This window comes from Geothrix sp. 21YS21S-4 (genome assembly GCF_030845995.1).
Lineage (GTDB): Bacteria > Acidobacteriota > Holophagae > Holophagales > Holophagaceae > Geothrix.
Genome location: NZ_CP132719.1, coordinates 2,193,739 through 2,208,965 on the forward strand (window position 1 = coordinate 2,193,739; position 15,227 = coordinate 2,208,965).

General features: G+C 67.9%; 16 protein-coding genes. 7 read left to right on the top strand and 9 right to left on the bottom strand.

The window, feature by feature from the left end:
* Positions 1-243 precede the first annotated feature (243 nt).
* Positions 244-1,824: a methyl-accepting chemotaxis protein gene (locus RAH39_RS10030; protein ID WP_306589961.1), complete on the top strand. Its 1,581-nt coding sequence runs from the start codon at positions 244-246 to the stop codon at positions 1,822-1,824.
* An 8-nt stretch (positions 1,825-1,832) separates the two neighbouring features.
* Here RAH39_RS10030 and RAH39_RS10035 read toward each other — a convergent pair whose 3' ends face one another.
* From RAH39_RS10035 to RAH39_RS10045, 3 genes are read right to left on the bottom strand one after another with little or no spacing between them, the layout of a single operon-like run.
* A complete protein-coding gene (locus tag RAH39_RS10035) occupies positions 1,833-2,000 on the bottom strand; it encodes a hypothetical protein (RefSeq protein ID WP_306589962.1) in 168 nt (55 codons plus the stop codon).
* Between the two features lie 7 nt (positions 2,001-2,007).
* On the bottom strand, positions 2,008-4,179 hold the full coding sequence (gene feoB / locus RAH39_RS10040) for a ferrous iron transport protein B (RefSeq protein WP_306589963.1): 2,172 nt from the start codon (positions 4,177-4,179) through the stop codon (positions 2,008-2,010).
* Positions 4,179-4,424, bottom strand: a complete 246-nt coding sequence (locus RAH39_RS10045; RefSeq protein ID WP_306589964.1) for a FeoA family protein — start codon at positions 4,422-4,424, stop codon at positions 4,179-4,181. Before RAH39_RS10045 ends, feoB begins: the two co-directional genes overlap by 1 nt.
* Positions 4,425-4,546: 122 nt before the next feature.
* Between RAH39_RS10045 and pgsA the strand changes: the two genes are divergently transcribed.
* The 4 genes from pgsA (at position 4,547) to RAH39_RS10065 (ending at position 8,533) form a co-directional block, all read left to right on the top strand.
* Positions 4,547-5,116, top strand: a complete 570-nt coding sequence (pgsA, locus tag RAH39_RS10050; RefSeq protein WP_306589965.1) for a CDP-diacylglycerol--glycerol-3-phosphate 3-phosphatidyltransferase — start codon at positions 4,547-4,549, stop codon at positions 5,114-5,116.
* Positions 5,116-6,150: an AI-2E family transporter gene (locus RAH39_RS10055; RefSeq protein WP_306589966.1), complete on the top strand. Its 1,035-nt coding sequence runs from the start codon at positions 5,116-5,118 to the stop codon at positions 6,148-6,150. Before pgsA ends, RAH39_RS10055 begins: the two co-directional genes overlap by 1 nt.
* A 42-nt stretch (positions 6,151-6,192) precedes the next feature.
* Positions 6,193-7,050, top strand: coding sequence for a pseudouridine synthase (locus tag RAH39_RS10060; protein WP_306589967.1), 858 nt, complete (start codon positions 6,193-6,195; stop codon positions 7,048-7,050).
* A gap of 130 nt (positions 7,051-7,180) precedes the next feature.
* Entirely contained in the window at positions 7,181-8,533 is a 1,353-nt protein-coding gene (locus RAH39_RS10065) for an ammonium transporter (RefSeq protein WP_306589968.1), read from the top strand.
* A gap of 154 nt (positions 8,534-8,687) precedes the next feature.
* On the opposite strand, the gene RAH39_RS10070 is transcribed toward RAH39_RS10065, so the two are convergent.
* The 5 genes from RAH39_RS10070 to RAH39_RS10090 form a co-directional block, all read right to left on the bottom strand.
* Complete coding sequence (locus RAH39_RS10070) at positions 8,688-9,131, bottom strand: DUF2721 domain-containing protein (protein ID WP_306589969.1); 444 nt, start codon at positions 9,129-9,131, stop codon at positions 8,688-8,690.
* A gap of 45 nt (positions 9,132-9,176) precedes the next feature.
* Positions 9,177-9,836 carry a GTP cyclohydrolase II gene (ribA, locus tag RAH39_RS10075; protein WP_306589970.1) on the bottom strand — a complete coding sequence of 220 codons (660 nt, stop codon included), beginning with the start codon at positions 9,834-9,836 and terminating at the stop codon, positions 9,177-9,179.
* A gap of 90 nt (positions 9,837-9,926) precedes the next feature.
* On the bottom strand, positions 9,927-10,922 hold the full coding sequence (locus RAH39_RS10080; RefSeq protein ID WP_306589971.1) for a DHH family phosphoesterase: 996 nt from the start codon (positions 10,920-10,922) through the stop codon (positions 9,927-9,929).
* A gap of 32 nt (positions 10,923-10,954) precedes the next feature.
* The gene (gene add / locus RAH39_RS10085; RefSeq protein WP_306589972.1) at positions 10,955-12,022 is read right to left on the bottom strand and encodes an adenosine deaminase; all 1,068 of its coding nucleotides are present in this window, start codon (positions 12,020-12,022) and stop codon (positions 10,955-10,957) included.
* A gap of 100 nt (positions 12,023-12,122) precedes the next feature.
* Positions 12,123-12,623, bottom strand: coding sequence for a Fur family transcriptional regulator (locus tag RAH39_RS10090; protein WP_306589973.1), 501 nt, complete (start codon positions 12,621-12,623; stop codon positions 12,123-12,125).
* Between the two features lie 119 nt (positions 12,624-12,742).
* Here RAH39_RS10090 and RAH39_RS10095 point away from each other — a divergent pair, with 119 nt between their 5' ends.
* Both RAH39_RS10095 and RAH39_RS10100 read left to right on the top strand, forming a co-directional pair.
* Entirely contained in the window at positions 12,743-13,333 is a 591-nt protein-coding gene (locus RAH39_RS10095) for a hypothetical protein (RefSeq protein ID WP_306589974.1), read from the top strand.
* 14 nt (positions 13,334-13,347) lie between these two features.
* Complete coding sequence (locus RAH39_RS10100) at positions 13,348-14,064, top strand: class I SAM-dependent methyltransferase (RefSeq protein ID WP_306589975.1); 717 nt, start codon at positions 13,348-13,350, stop codon at positions 14,062-14,064.
* On the opposite strand, the gene RAH39_RS10105 is transcribed toward RAH39_RS10100, so the two are convergent.
* Positions 14,054-15,208: an MFS transporter gene (locus RAH39_RS10105; RefSeq protein WP_306589976.1), complete on the bottom strand. Its 1,155-nt coding sequence runs from the start codon at positions 15,206-15,208 to the stop codon at positions 14,054-14,056. The two genes, RAH39_RS10100 and RAH39_RS10105, sit on opposite strands and share 11 nt — an antisense overlap.
* Positions 15,209-15,227 lie beyond the last annotated feature (19 nt).

Consider the following 15,227-nt stretch of genomic DNA (forward strand, 5'->3'; position numbering starts at 1 on the left):
CTTTGAACCGTTTTACCCGGATTAAAATTCGCCCGTCAATAATATCCGGATAAATAATTACGCCCCGCGCGGTGCTCCGCTCGAAAGCGTTCCACGGAACTTCCCTCAGCAGGCTGGGTCCAAGTGGCGACCCGTTCTTCAGCGCCGGATCGGCCCCCCACCTCAAAACCCATCCCTTTTCGATTCCCGCCGATAGGAAGGAGATTGCAAGGATTCTCGTTCTTTCGTAAGCGAGGGGAGAGCATGTTCAAACGGTTTCGCATCGGCCAGCGGTTGAGCCTGACATTCGGCCTCGTGCTGGGGTTGCTCCTTCTGGCGAGCGGGTTCGCGATCTACCAGATGAACCGGATCGGAGACGACCTGACCCAGGTGGTGACGGTCTACGGACAGGAGAACGACCTGGCGGACGGGCTCCAGTTCAAGGTCCAGAGCGTCCAGCGCTACATCCGCACCCTCATCCTCACGGAGGACCCGGCGGAGGTGGCGACGAATCGGCAGCTCATCGCGGATGCGCGGAAGGCCTACGACCAGGCATCCGACGAGTTGCAGCGGCTCCTGCGCTCGCCGGAGGCCAAGGCGATCATGGGGCGGATCGTGGCCGAGGAGGCCAAGGGCCGCGCCTCCAACAACCAGATCCTGGCGCTGGTGAACCAGGGCCGCAAGAAGGAGGCCGTCGCCCTCCTGCTGGGCGCGGCGCGCGAAGAGAACCGCGTGTGGATGGCCGAGCTGAAGAGCATGTCCGAGTTCACCAACGCGCAGTCGCAGAAGGGCTACGAGGACGCCAAGAACGCGCAGCGGTTCGCCCTGAACGCCCTCGTGATCCTCAGCCTAGCGGCGCTGGCGGTGGGAATCGCCGCGGCCATCCTGATCACGCGCGGCATCACGCAGCCCCTCGACACCTTCGGGACGCTCCTCACGGAAGTGAGCCGGGGCAACCTCCGCGTCCAGGCCACCGTGGACTCCGAGGATGAGATCGGCCACCTGGGCCAGGCTTTGAACCGGACCGTGGAGTCCCTGCGGACCACCCTGCGGAAGGTGGCTGATTCGGCGGCTTCGGTGGCCAGCGGCGCCACGCAGTTGTCCGCCTCGTCGGACGAGATGTCCGCTACCACGGACCAGATCGCCAAGAGCGGCGAGACCATCCACGCCTCGGCCGAATCCATGGCCGCGGCCATCGCCCAGTTCTCGGCCAGCGTTCAGGAGGTGGCCACCAACGTGCGCACTTCCGTCGGCCACTCGGACGCGGCGGTGAAGGCCGCGGAGGAAGGCACCCGCGGCGGCCAGCAGATGGCTCAGGGCATGGGCCGCATCAAGGATTCGATGGGCAACATCGGAAAGGCCATCCAGGTCATCCAGGAGATCGCCCGCCAGACGAACCTGCTGTCTCTGAACGCCGCCATCGAGGCCGCCAAGGCGGGGTCGCTGGGAAAGGGCTTCGCCGTGGTGGCGGAGGAGGTGCGGAAGCTGGCCGAGCGCAGCCGTCAGGCGGCCATCGAGATCGAGGGCCTGCTGGTGGAGAGCCGGGATTCGGTGGAAGGCGGCGAGGCCGCGGTGCAGCACACGGCCCAGTTCCTGACGAACATCCAGGACGCCATCACCTCCATGTCGAGCATGGTTCTGGAGATCGGCTCCGCCACGGACGAGCAGGCCAACACCTCCGAGGAGGTCGCCAAGCAGGTGGAGGATGTCAACCGCGAGATCGGCCAGAACGCGGCCGCCACTCAGGAGATGTCGGCCACGGTCCAGGAGATCGCCCGCACCGCGAACGCCCTGGCCCTGATCTCCGAAGAGCTGTCGGCGGTGATGCAGCAGTTCAAGATCTGACGGGGGCTTCAGCGCTCCTTGCGCGCAGCCGGACAAGTGCCTGCGGAATCGCACGTTCCGCAGGCCTTGCCCTGCCCTTCCTTCCCGCCGCCACGGAGGCCGCGGAAGGCGCCCCGCAGGAAGTAGAGGGCGGCGAGGCCGGCGGCGGACGCTGCGATGAGGGACTGGGCGCTCACGGCTGCCTCACCGGAACCCGAGCAGGCGACCGACGACGACGGTGCCCCAGGCCAGGCCCCAGCCCAGGACGAGGCCGTAGGCCACAGTGAAGCCCGCCCATCCCCAGGTGCCCGCTTCCCGGCGGATCATGGCGATGGTGCCCACGCAGGGGGTGTAGATCAGCGTGAACACCATGAAGGCGAGCGCCGACAGCGGCGTCAGGCCCGACTGGTCGCGGAGGGCGACCTGCAGCGGGCTGAGGCGCTCTCCTTCCTTCGGCTCCTCGCTGGCCTGGTGGATGACGGCCATGGTGGAGACGACGATCTCCTTCGCGACGAACCCGGCCGTGAGGGCGATGACGTCCTTCCAGGCCTCGGGGCGCTTGTGGTCGGGATCGAAGATGGGGCGCAAGAGCGGCTCCACCTTCTGCCCCATCCGCGCGGCCAGGCTGGTGTTCACGATCCGGCTCTCATGGGCGAGCTGGAGGTCCTTGAGCCGCTCCTCCGATTCGGCGGCGGAGAGGTTCAGGGTCGCCACGGCCTGGCGCTGCTGCTGGTACTCGGCGGTCCATTCCCGGTTGGCGATTCCTGGATAGCGGGACAGGAACCACACCAGCGTGGCGCCGGCGAAGATCGTCGTCCCCGCGCGGGTGAGGAACACGGAGCCCTTCTCCCACATGTGGATGAGGGTGGCCTTCAGCACGGGCAGGCGGTAGGGCGGCAGTTCCATCACGAAGGGCGAGCTGGGGCCGTGGAAGAGGGCGCTGCGCAGCAGGCGGCCCAGGAGCACCGCGAGGGCCAGCCCCAGGAAGTGCATGGCGATGATCGCGAAGGCGGCCTTCACCGGCGTGAAGAAGGTGCCGGCCAGAACGATGTAGACCTGGAGGCGCGCGGAACAGCTCACCAGCGGCGTCACGAGGATGGTGATCAGCCGGTCCTGGGGGCTCTCGATGGTGCGGGCCGCCTGGATGGCCGGGACATTGCAGCCGCTGCCCATGATCAGGGGGATGAAGCTCTTCCCGTGGAGCCCCATGACATGCATCAGGCGGTCCATGATGAAGGCCGCCCGCGCCATGTAGCCGGTGTCCTCCAGGAAGGCGATGCAGCCCATCAGGATCATGATCACGGGCAGGAACACGATCACCGCGCTCACGCCGGGGATCACACCATCGACCAGGAGGCTCGTCAATTCGCCCGCCGGCAGATGGCTCGCGGCGAAGGTGGAGAGCGCCTTGAAGGCATCGCCGATCCAGTCCTGCGGGTACTTCCCGATGATGAAGGAGAGCGAATACACCAGCGCCAGGATCGCCACGAAAATCGGGAAGCCCAGGACGCGGTGGGTGAGGACGGCGTCGAGGCGCGCCGTCGGGGTCTTGCGGTCATCGGGGGCGGTGGCGGTTTCCTTCACCAGGCCGTGGGCGAACCCGTAGCGGCGCTCGGCCACCAGCGTGGCGCCGTCGGTGCCCAGGTGGGGTTCCAGAAAGGCGAAGCTGTCCGCCAATTGTTTCTGGATCGCCCCGGCGGCGTGGCTCTCCGCCACCGCGCGCTTGGCGTCGGCGTTGTTCTCCAGGAGCTGGAGGGCCAGCCAACGGGGAGGTTTCGCTGCGGCCAGGGGCTCGTCGCGGCGGATCTCCGTTTCCAGCTTCGCGAGTTCCCCTTCGATGTCGTGCCCGTAGTCCACGGGGACGCGCCGGCAGCGGCCGGCTTCGCCCCGGGCCAGCGAAGCGAGCAGGGCCTTGAGGTCGTCGACGCCCTGCGCCCGATTGCCCACGGTGGGAATCACGGGCCCGCCCAAGAGGGCCTCCAGGGCCGGAACGTCGATCCGGATCCCGCGGTTCTCGGCGTCGTCCACCATGTTGAGGACGAAGGCCATGGGCTTGCCCAGTTCGAGGAGCTGGGTGGTCAGGTAGAGGTTCCGCTCCAGGTTGGAGGCGTCGAGGACGTTCAGGATCAGGTCCACGTCCGGCGCCACCAGGAACCGGGCCGCCACGCGCTCATCCTCGCTGCGGGCGGACAGGGAATAGATTCCGGGCAGATCCACCACTTCCAGCGTCTGGCCGTCCTGGTCGAAGGTGCCGCTCCGCCGCTCGACAGTGACACCCGGCCAGTTGCCCACGTGGTGGCGCGCGCCCGTGAGGGCGTTGAACAGCGTGGTCTTCCCGCAGTTGGGGTTCCCCGCCAGGGCGATGGTGAGCGGCATCAGGCGATGGGCTGGACGAGGATGCAGGCGCTCTCGTCGCGGCGAAGGGACAGGTGATAGCCCTTGATCACCAGTTCCATGGGATCGCCCAGGGGCGCCAGGCGCTCCACCCGCAGGTGGGCGCCCCGGATGAAGCCCATCTCCAGGAGGCGCTGGCGGATCTGGCCCTGGGCCTGGACCTGCACCACCTCCCCCTGATCCCCCGGCTGAAGTTGGCTGAGGGGAACGGAAAGATTTTGAGTCATAATCTCAACTCCAACTTCCAGTGTAGCCGGGCCCAACGACCCCGAGCAAAGGAACCCAATCCAAGACAAGCGCTAAAGGTACCGGCCGCAGCGTGTGATCTCCGTCTAAACTGGAGCCCGACATGACCGTCTCCAGCCCCCTGACAGTGCCCAATCTGCTGACCCTGCTGCGGATCCTGGCGATCCCCTTCTTCGCCATCGCGGTGTGGTACGGCCACTACTGGCAGGCGTTCGTCCTGTTCGCCGCGGCGGGCTTCACGGATCTCCTCGACGGCCTCATCGCCCGGGTGTTCGACCAGCGCTCGGATCTGGGCGCCCTGCTGGATCCGGCGGCGGACAAGCTACTGATGACCACCGCCTTCATCCTGATGGCCTGGCGCACCCAGGGAATGGTCGCGCCCATTCCCGTGTGGGTGGCCATCCTCGCGATCATGCGGGATCTGGTGATCTCGTTCTACGCCTTCGCCTCAGTGGATCGCCTCAGCGAGACCACCTTCCATCCGAGCCTGCTCGGAAAGCTGAGCACCGCCATGCAGCTGATCGCGGTCTCGGCGGGCCTGCTGTTCAATGCCCTCGGGCACCGCCCCTGGATGGACCCCTTCGTGCCCGGGATGTACTGGGCGGTGGCGGCGCTGGTCCTGGCCTCGGGCATCCACTACTTCCTCCGCGCCACCGCCACCCCGGCCCGCTGATGGAAGCCCCGGGCCGGATCCCCCTCCGGTTCGCCCTGGTCGCGGCGGCGGGCCTGCTGTCGCTGTGGCTGCTCCGCCGGGCCCTGGCGCCCTTCTTCCTGGCGATGGTCCTGGCGTACCTCCTGGGCCCGCTGGTGGAGCTGCTCGCCCGCCGCCTGGGGCGCCCCTGGAGCGTGGTGGCGGTGCTTACGGGCTTCGTCGCCGCCATCGCGGGCGCCCTCCTGGTCCTTCTGCCGTGGCTGGCAGGTCAGGGAGACCGGCTGGTGGCCTCCCTGCCCCGGTGGCGCCAGGCCCTGGAAGCCAAGCTCCTCCCCTGGCTGCAGGATCATCCCGCCTGGCAACTCCGCCTGGAGAACGGGCTGGAGAGCCTGGATCCGGCGCTCCTGTTCCAGGGCCTCCGGGCCACGGGCGGCGGCGTGCTGGGGTGTTTTCTCAACCTCCTGGCCCTCATCCTCGTCCCCCTGATCCTGTACTACCTCCTGCTGGAGGGCCCCGGCTTCGTCCCCACCCTCCGGAGCCTGGCTCCGCCCCGCTACCGGCCCCGGCTGGACCGGATGGCGAAGGGAATCCACCAGCGCCTGGGCGGCTACATCCGCGGCCAGGCCGCCGTGGCCGCCGCCATGGCGGTTCTCCAGGCCCTGGGCTTCGCCATCCTGGGCGTTCCCTACGCGTGGCTCCTGGGACTCGTCGCGGGGATCTCCAATGTGGTGCCCTATTCCCCGTATTTCACCGCCCTCCCCCCGGCGCTGATCCTGGCCTACCTGGACGGCGGGCGGGGCGGGCACCTCGCCGCGGTGGCCGCCACGTTCATCGCCGTCCAGAAGGCGGAGGCCTTCTACTTCACCCCGGTGTGGGTGGGCCGGGCCAGCCGCCTCCATCCGCTGGAAGTGCTGCTGGCGCTCACGGCCTTCGGATTCTGGTTCGGCGTGCTGGGCCTGATCTTCGCCGTGCCCCTGGCCGTGATCCTCAAGGTGCTGCTGGAGGAGATCCTGGCCGACTACCGCGCCCATCCCTGGTTCGGGGAGGAAGGCTGATAGACTGGTCAATTCGCGTCGGGAGACGCCGAAGGAGCCGCCATGAGAAAGCCCGCCCCGAAGGGGCCGCGACCCGCGCCCGCCCACCCCAAGAAAACCGCCGCCCGACCCGCGAGGCCCGCCAAGCCGGCCGAAAAGCGCGCACCGGGCGCCAAGCCCGGGCCGAGGTCCGCACCCCGCGCGGCGGCCCCCGGCCAGGAGCGCCTCCAGAAGATCCTGGCCGCGGCGGGGATCGCCAGCCGCCGGGCCTGCGAAGAGGTGATCCTCGAAGGCCGCGTCCAGGTGAACGGGAAGACCGTCACGGAACTGGGCACCCGCGCGGATCCGCGCCGGGACGAGATCACCGTGGACCTGATGCCCATCCACCGGGAGGCGCCGGTCTACATCCTGATGAACAAGCCCAAGGGCTACGTCACCACGGTGAAGGACGACCAGGGCCGCCCCACGGTCATGGCCCTTCTCAAGGGCGTCCCGGGCCGCGTCTATCCGGTGGGCCGCCTCGATTTCAATTCCGAGGGGCTGCTGCTGATGACCAACGACGGGGCCCTGGCCCAGGTGCTGATGGGACCCGAGCACGAGATCCCCAAGGTCTACCTGGTGAAGGTCCATCGCACGCCGCGTCCCGAACTGCTGAAGGAGCTGCAGGAGGGCTTTCTCCTCAGCGGGCGGCGGCTGCGGCCCTGCCACATCGAGATCGCCGAGAAGGGCGACAATCCGTGGCTGAAGGTCACCCTCACCGAAGGCAAGAACCAGCAGATCCGCAAGATGTTCGCCGCCGTGGGCCATCCCGTCAGCAAACTCCGCCGCGTCCAGTTCGGGCCCTTGTCCGATCCCTTCCTCAAGCCCGGAGCCTGGCGGTTTCTCAGCCCCCAGGAGCTCGCCGCGGTGAAGAGCCTCTGATCCGCCGTTGACGGCCCGTCCTCCGCGACTTAAAGTTCCTCCTCATAGCCCCCAGGTTTTTTGGACCCTCGGAACGCGGTTCCGGCGGGTCCAAATCCTTATATCCCGAACCGACTTTCGAGGAGCTCCGGTGTCGAAACAGTGGCTGGTCCCTTTCCTGATCCTGGCGGCAGTCGCCCTGGCGGGCATCGTGATCCCGCCCCAGGCCCAGGCGCTCCAGGGAGGCCCCGTGAACGCCGGCGACACGGCCTGGATGCTGACGGCCTCGGGGCTGGTGCTGCTGATGACGCCGGGCCTCTCGTTCTTCTACGGCGGGATGGTGCGGCGGAAGAACATGATCTCCACCATGCTCCAGAGCTTCATCACCATGGGCGCTGTCAGTCTCGTGTGGGTGGTGGTGGGCTTCAGCCTCGCCTTCGGCACGAGCATCGGCGCCAAGGGCCTGGGATTCATCGGGAATCCCGCGACGTTCTTCATGTTCCGGGGCGTGGGCACGGCCACCCATCCGGACCTCGCGCCCACCATCCCCCTGCTGCTGTTCGCCATCTTCCAGATGAAGTTCGCCATCATCACGCCCGCCCTGGTGACGGGCTCCTTCGCCGAGCGGGTGCGGTTCACCGCCTACCTCGTGTTCATGATCCTGTTCACGGTGTTCGTGTACTGTCCCGTCGCCCACTGGACCTGGCATCCCAATGGATTCCTCCGCAACCTCGGCATCCTGGACTTCGCGGGCGGCTCCGTGGTGCACATGACCGCCGGGCTGGCCGCCCTCGTCGGCGCCTACGTGCTCGGCCCCCGCCGGGACTTCGACTCGGGCGCGGCCCATCCGCCCGCCAACATCCCCTACGTGATCCTCGGAACGGGGATGCTGTGGTTCGGCTGGTTCGGCTTCAACGCCGGATCGGCGCTGTCCGCCGGTTCCGCCGCCGCCACGGCCTTCATCACCACCAACACCGCCTCGGCCGCGGCCATGCTCGCCTGGGTATTCCTGGACGGCCTGCTGGGCCGCAAGCCCACCGCCCTCGGCGCCTGCGTGGCGGCGGTGGTGGGGCTGGTGGCCATCACGCCCGCGGCGGGCTTCGTCTCCACGGGATCGAGCATCGCCATCGGCGCCGTGGCGGCGGTTCTCAGCAACTTCGCCGTGTTCTACAAGGGCAAGGCCGGCCTGGACGACACCCTGGACGTGTTCCCCTGCCACGGCGTGGGCGGGATGTTCGGGATGGTCGCCACGGCCCTCTTCGCAAGCAAGCTGATCAATCCCGACGGCGCCGACGGCCTGATCCACGGCCACGCCCTCCTGCTGGGAAAGCACCTTCTGGGGCTCGTCGTGGTGGCCGCCTACTCCGTGGGCATGTCGTGGATCCTGTACAAGGTCACCGCCTGGCTCGTCCCCCTGCGCGTCTCCGCGGAGCAGGAAGCCGAAGGCCTGGATCTCAGCCAGCACGGCGAACGGATGCTGCCCATGGGCCCCCAGGCGGACTGATCCCAATGGGCGATCAGGACCCAAGATTTCCTTTTCACCACCAAGACGCCAAGGCACCAAGAAAAACGCTACCCACTACGGATGCGGTTCTTGGTGCCTTGGTGGTGATCCTTATCTTTTGAATGCAAAGCGGTACGACATGCCCTCGCCCGCCTCAGGCCAGGTGGAGGCTCCGCACCGCCAGCAGGATCTCCCGCAGGAAGAACACCAGGGCGGCGACGAAGGCCGCCATCGCGAGGATGAACAGCGACGCCACGGCCCCGGCGACGCTGGTCTTCGTGATGGCGCCTACGAAGACCGTGGCGATGCTGACGCACACCAGGAGCGCCGCCACGGTGCCCGAGGTGATGGCCATGTTCACCAGTTGCCGCCGCCGGCCGAGGGTGTGCATCTCGCCGTGGATGCCCGCGATCCGGTGCTCCGGCGGATCCTCCAGCAGGTCCTTCAGCACCCGCGCCCGGTCCACGATCCGCGCCAGCCGGAGCGACAGGACGCTCAGGATCGTCCCGATGGACGTCAAGAGGAACACCGGCGCCACCGACAGCTGGATGACGTGGGAGATGTCGTGGATGGCCTGGGTCGAGGCTGGATCGGGCATGGATCTATAGGTACCAGTGCCGATGGCCCGCGGTCAGCAAAAAAACTAGAGGACTTCCTCTTCCAGGTCCAGCATGTGGCCGCTCTTGCGGGCCTTGGTCTGCAGGTAGCGCAGGTTGTGGGGATTGGCGGCGAGCTGGTGGCGCTCCCGCTCCACCTCGATCCCGGCGGATTCCAGGGCCCCGATCTTGCGCGGGTTGTTGGTGAGCAGCTTGACCTTGGTGATCCCGAAGAACTTCAGCATCTCCACCGCGGATTCGTAGGTCCGCAGGTCGTCGGGGAAGCCGAGGGAGTGGTTGGCCTCCACGGTGTCGAGCCCCTGCTCTTGCAGCGCGTAGGCCTTGAGCTTGTTCAGGAGGCCGATCCCGCGGCCCTCCTGGCGGAGGTAGAGCACCATCCCCCCCTGCCGGGCCACGTGGCGGAGGGCCTCCTCCAGCTGCTCGCGGCAGTCGCACTTGAGGCTGCCCAGGACGTCGCCGGTCCAGCACTCGGAGTGGATGCGGACGGGGATCCGGCGGCGGGCGTCGATCTCCCCGCTGACGATGGCCAGGTGCTCCTTGCCGGTGGCGTGCTCCAGAAAGCCGTAGACCATGAACTTCCCGAAGATGGACGGGACGTTGGCCTTGGCGATGAAGGGGACCTTCTCCGCCTGCAGCTTGCAGAAGAGTTCGAGCTTGGGGGCGCTGCTGGGTTCTTTGGAGGACATGGGAATCCGGGAAGTGTGCGGCCTTCGGTTGGATGCCGCCCGGGGGACAAAAGCAGTCTGGAACCTGCGGAAGGACGGAGCAACCCGCCGCTAGCCGAGATCCTGCCGCATCTGCGCCAGGACCGCCGCCTCCACCTGGGAGACGAAGGCCTCCAACGATTCGGAGACCTTGGCGCCGGAGGCAAGGCGATGGCCCCCGCCGCCGAACTGCCGACAGACGGCGTTCACGTCCACCGCCTCCCGGGAGCGGAGGCTGACCTTGGCGCGGCCGTCCGCGGTCTCGGAGAACAGGGCCGCCACTTCCACGCCCTTGAGCTTGCGGGGCTCCTCCACCAGTTCGTCCAGATCCTCGTGGGTGGCGCCGCAATCGGCGAGGTCGGCCCGGCTGACGCTCACGTAGGCGAACCGGCCGCCGTCGCGGAGCTGCAGGCCGCCCATGGCGCGGCCGAACAACTTGAGCTTCGCGGGCGTGGCGGTCTGGTAGAGCGCGTTGTAGGTGCGCGACGGGTGGACGCCCAGGGCGATGAGATCCGCCGCTGCCCGGTGGATCTTGGGGGTGCTGTTGGAATGGCGGAAGTTGCCTGTGTCGCTCACCAGCCCGGCGTAGAGGGCCTGGGCGGCGAGGGGGGACAGGTCGTCGCCCGAGCGGCTCCGGACCAGGTCGTAGACCAGCTCAGCGCTGGCGCTGGCGGCCGGATCGGTGAACTCCGCGTCGAACCCCTTGGGCGCGTCTTTCAGGTGGTGATCCAGGCAGGCGCGCACCGCGGTGGTCGCCTGGAAGGCCCCAAAAAGCGGCCCCATCCGGTGCGGTTCCGATGCGTCGATGAGCAGCCAGGCGTCGGGCCACGCCGCCAAATCCGCATGGGCGCCCTGCGGATCGTAGGCCTCGATCCAGCCTTCGGGATCCAGAAAGCGGAGGTTCTCGGGGAGGGAGGGCGTCACGACGATGCGGACGGTCTTCCCGCGCCCCTTCAGATGCGCGGCCAAACCCACCGCGGCGCCCACGCCATCCCCATCCGGATTCTCGTGGGTGGCGAGAAGCACCTTGGCGTGTCGGTCCAGAAAGTCGGCGAGCCGTTCCAGCATTGAATCCTGACCTCGGAAGTCAGGATAACACCCTACAGTTGCTCGCGCTTGCTCTCCAGGCTGCCCGGCTTGAAGGCCTTCAGCTCGTGGACCACTTCCGCCAGCAAGGCCCGCTTCAGGGCGTAGGGCAGGAAGGCGCTCTTGAAGCCCATGATGATGACTTCCTTGATCTCCTCGAGGTTGAAGCCCAGCTCGTCGTGGATCACCTGGAATTCGCGGCTGACGGTGGTGCCCGTGACCATGCGGTTGTCGGTGTTCACCGTGACGCGCAGGCCCAGGTCGTAGAACAGGCGGATGGGGTGGTCCGCCATCTTCTTCACGGCCTTGGTCTGGACGTTGCTCGACGGGCAGCACTCCAGCGGGATGCGGTGGTCGTTCACGTAGTTCAGCAGGTCGCCGTCCTCGATGAGCCGCACGCCGTGGCCGATGCGGTGGGCGCCGCACAGGTGGATGGCCTGGTGGATGCTCTCGGGCCCGTAGGCTTCGCCCGCGTGAAGCGTGCAGTTGATGTTGTTCTGGAGCACGCGCCCGAAGGCGTCCTTGTGGCGCTTGGCGGGGAAGTTCTCCTCGGCGCCCGCCAGGTCGAAGCCCACCACGCCCTTGTTCTTGAAGGCCACGGTGAGGTCCGCCAGCCGCAGCGAGATGTCCGGCGAGATGTGGCGCATCCCGCAGAGGATGACGCCGGTCTTGATGTTGTACTTCCGCTCGGCCTGGGCCAGGCCCTCCAGCACCGCCTGGACGATGGCGTGGAGTGTGAGCCCCTTCTGCTGGTGGAGGATGGGGCTGTAGCGCACTTCCATGTAGCGGACGTTCTCCTTCGCCGCGTCCTCCGCCAGCTCGAAGGCCGTGCGGACGAGGCTGTCGTAGGTCTGCATCACGGAGAGCGTCACGTCGAAGGCCCGCAGGTACTCGACGAGGGACTTGCACTCCTCGCCCACTTCCACGAAGGGCTTGAGCCCCTCCGCGGTGTCGGCGGGCAGCTTCACCTTCTGCTGTTCGGCGAGGTCGAGGATGGTGGAGATCCGGAGGCTGCCGTCCAGGTGGACGTGCAGATCCGTCTTCGGCAGACGCTGGAGATCCTGAATCGAAAGTTTCGGCATGGCCTAGCCTAGCGCCTTGCCGGACCTCGGGGCTACGTCCTGACGATCCGGAAAGGAGAAGCCCGGCTCAGCCGGGCTTCTGCGCGGGGGCTCCTCGATCTCAGACGTTCAGCTGGCTCAAGCGGTGGGCGAGGGTCGGCGCGTCCGTCTCCAGGGACTGGCAGTCCTTGCACAGCCCGAAGATCTGGTGGCTGTGGTGCATGGGCTTGAAGCCGTACTCGCGGCAGATCGCGTCCTGGAGCGCCTCCAGCTTGGGCCGGTAGAACTCGATGATGGCGTCGCAGTTGAGGCAGATCAGATGGTCGTGGTGCTCGTCGCTGCGGACGGCCTCGTAGTGGGCGTGCTGGTCCCCGAAGCTGCTCTTCCGCACCAGGCCGCACTGCACCAGCAGGTCCAGGGTCCGGTAGACCGTTGCGCGGCTGATGGCCTTGCCCTTCTGCTTCAGGGCCATGTGCAACTGATCCGCGTCGAAATGATGCGGCTGGCCGAACACTTCCTCCACCAGTTCCAGGCGCTCGCCGGTCAGCTTGAGCTGGCGGGAGCGGAGGAAGGTTTCAAAGCGCTGCTGTTCTTCGGGACGATCGCTCTTGGGCTTACGCATGAGGGCCTCGGTGGGGAAGTCTATCCACATCCAACCGGCTAATCGTATTTTACAGATCGCGTTTTACGTCAAACTTTTTGGGCGTAAGATGGACAGATCGTATACATAACGGAGTCTTCATGCCGATCGTCACTATCCAGTCCCCCAAGTTGTCGCCGGACCAGAAAACCCGTATCGGGGAACGGATCATCACCGCGCTGCAACAGGAAGGACTGGCCCCTGGTTCCGTGGTGGTGATGTTCGAGCCCGAGCGGGCGGACCTCTACCTGGACGGCCTGCTGGTGGAGATGGAAACGCCCCTCCAGGCCTCCGTCCCCGCGCCCCTTTCCCCGGCCGCCCCCGCGCCCGTCGCGCCCAAGGCCGTCGCGCCCGTCGCTCCGGAGCCCCCCGCCTACAAGACCAAGGCCCGCCGCTCCAAGCCCGAGCTGGAGGACCTCAAGAAGAACCTCATGCGCGCCCTCCAGGACCGCGGCTCCCTCAGCAGCTTCGAGGCCCAGGTCGCCCTGGATCTCAAGGACTGCGATTGGGCGCCCGCCACCCTCCGCCGCCTGTTCACCGAACTGGAGGAGGAGAAGCTCATCGTCAAGAGCGGCCAGAAGCGCGGCACCCGCTACGGCTGGAAGGGCATCGTGAACGCCCCCCAGATCACGCCGCCGTCCGTCAAGCTCGTGAAGGCCGACGCGGAAGCGGAGACGGAAGAGGAAGGCTGAGCCCTTTCCTTCCGATGGATTGGTTCGCCTGGGATTTCGACCATCCCGCCTATTTCAGGATCTACGCCGACAAGGCCGCGGACGCCGCCCTCGAGGGACCGGCGCTCGCGGCCTTGCTGGCGTTGCCCCCGGACAGCCGCGTCCTGGACCTCCCGTGCGGATGGGGGCGGCTCCATCCCTACCTGAGGGCCCAGGGACTGGAGGTGGTCGGCGGGGACCTGAGCGCCCTCAATCTGGCGCGCCACGCGGCGGAACATCCCGCGCCCCTGGCCCGCCTGGACCTGCGCGCCCTGCCCTTCCGCGACGGCTGCGTCGACGGGGTCTTCTGCGCCTTCACCAGCTGGGGCTACTTCGCCACCGAGGCGGAGAACCTGCGCCAGCTCTCCGAAGCCGCCCGGGTCCTGCGCCCCGGCGGATGCCTGCTGTTGGACCTCGCGGGCCGCGCATTCCTGAGGGCCGCCGTGGCGGAGGTGGAAGGGCTGTGGCTGGATTTCGAGGCGGAGGGCTACCAAGAGCGCGTCACCTGGAGCCCCGACGGATTCCGCATCCGAACGGAGCGCCAGTGCGAAGGCGCGACCTTCCGGCACGACATCTGGATCCCCACGGACGCGGAGGTCCGGGCGGCGCTGGCCTCCGCCGGATTCGGTCCTCCCGCGGCCTACGGCGGCCTCGACGGCAGCCCCTGGGACCCCGGGGCCGACCGGTGGCTCTACCGGGCCGTCAGGCCCTGATTCCGCGCGTCGGCAGGAGGAAGGCCGCGAAAGCGAGCGCGGACAGCGCGAGGGCCACCCGAAGGCCGAGGGCCTGCACCAGCGCGCCTCCCACCAGCGGTCCCGCCATGAGGCCCACCGAATAGGCCAGGTTGAGGATCGAGAACGCCGAGGCGAAGCTCTGGCTCCCCTCGCGCTCCACCTGATCGGCCACCGCGGGACTGCACGGGCTCATCACGAAGCTGGCCGCGCTCCCCAACCCCATCATCACGAGCACCACCATCCACGGCCGCGGCATCACGACCGCCAGCGGCAGGAGAACGCACACCAGGACGAGCCCCATGCGGAGGACCTTCACCCGCCCGATGCGGTCGGACAGGCGCCCCATCAGCGGGGACGTGAGGGTGTGGGTAAGGGCCGAGGCGGCGAAGCACAGGCCGATGCCGGCGGCGCTCAGGCCCAGCCGCGCATCGAGGTCCAGGGGAAGGGTGGATTCCAGGAGCGCCCACAGGCCCGATCCCATGGCCATCGCGCCCGCGAACAGACGCACCACCGGATTCGCCAGCAGCTGTCGAAAGGGCAGGCGCTCGCCCCGCTCGGTCTCGCCCGCGGGCAGGAGGAAGGCCCGCCCCGCCGCGTCCAGCGCCACGAGCGCCGCGCCCACCAGGAAGGGCGCCGACGGACCGGCGTGCTGATCCAGGAAGCCCGACAATGGCGGGCCAATCAGCACGCCCAGGTTGGCGGCGGCGAAGGCGGTGCCCATGGCCTTGCCGCGGGATTCCGAGGGGAAGTGGTCCGCCAGCAGCGCCATCCCCGGCAGCCAGGTGGCCGCCCCCGCCGCTCCCTGGAGGAACCGCGCCACCACCAGCAGCCAGTAATGCGTCGAGACCGCGAACACCAGGGTGGTGACCCCGAGCCCCGCCAAGCCCCACAGCATGGGCGTCCGCCGGCCGTAGCGGTCCGTGAGCACGGCCACCGGAAAGGTCGCCAGGAGCAGCGCCACCGCGTAGCTCCCGAAGAGGATGCCCACCTGCATGGGATTGAGGTCCAGGGCGCGGGCGTAGCGGGGGAGCAGCGGCACCAGCAGGTAGTACAGGAGCATGTCCACGTGGAAGGCGAGCGCCGTGACGAGGAGCGCGGCGGTGGAGGGAGCGAGGCGGCGCATCCCCCCACTATCGCATCCG

What these genes read in the sequence shown, in the direction of transcription:
- RAH39_RS10105 (WP_306589976.1), bottom strand. Translation starts at nt 15,208, where the DNA reads ATGCGCCGCCTCGCTCCCTCCACCGCCGCGCTCCTCGTCACGGCGCTC.
- feoB (WP_306589963.1), bottom strand. Translation starts at nt 4,179, where the DNA reads ATGCCGCTCACCATCGCCCTGGCGGGGAACCCCAACTGCGGGAAGACC.
- RAH39_RS10100 (WP_306589975.1), top strand. Translation starts at nt 13,348, where the DNA reads ATGGATTGGTTCGCCTGGGATTTCGACCATCCCGCCTATTTCAGGATC.
- RAH39_RS10095 (WP_306589974.1), top strand. Translation starts at nt 12,743, where the DNA reads ATGCCGATCGTCACTATCCAGTCCCCCAAGTTGTCGCCGGACCAGAAA.
- RAH39_RS10055 (WP_306589966.1), top strand. Translation starts at nt 5,116, where the DNA reads ATGGAAGCCCCGGGCCGGATCCCCCTCCGGTTCGCCCTGGTCGCGGCG.
- RAH39_RS10080 (WP_306589971.1), bottom strand. Translation starts at nt 10,922, where the DNA reads ATGCTGGAACGGCTCGCCGACTTTCTGGACCGACACGCCAAGGTGCTT.
- RAH39_RS10030 (WP_306589961.1), top strand. Translation starts at nt 244, where the DNA reads ATGTTCAAACGGTTTCGCATCGGCCAGCGGTTGAGCCTGACATTCGGC.
- add (WP_306589972.1), bottom strand. Translation starts at nt 12,022, where the DNA reads ATGCCGAAACTTTCGATTCAGGATCTCCAGCGTCTGCCGAAGACGGAT.
- RAH39_RS10070 (WP_306589969.1), bottom strand. Translation starts at nt 9,131, where the DNA reads ATGCCCGATCCAGCCTCGACCCAGGCCATCCACGACATCTCCCACGTC.
- RAH39_RS10060 (WP_306589967.1), top strand. Translation starts at nt 6,193, where the DNA reads ATGAGAAAGCCCGCCCCGAAGGGGCCGCGACCCGCGCCCGCCCACCCC.
- RAH39_RS10090 (WP_306589973.1), bottom strand. Translation starts at nt 12,623, where the DNA reads ATGCGTAAGCCCAAGAGCGATCGTCCCGAAGAACAGCAGCGCTTTGAA.
- pgsA (WP_306589965.1), top strand. Translation starts at nt 4,547, where the DNA reads ATGACCGTCTCCAGCCCCCTGACAGTGCCCAATCTGCTGACCCTGCTG.
- RAH39_RS10045 (WP_306589964.1), bottom strand. Translation starts at nt 4,424, where the DNA reads ATGACTCAAAATCTTTCCGTTCCCCTCAGCCAACTTCAGCCGGGGGAT.
- ribA (WP_306589970.1), bottom strand. Translation starts at nt 9,836, where the DNA reads ATGTCCTCCAAAGAACCCAGCAGCGCCCCCAAGCTCGAACTCTTCTGC.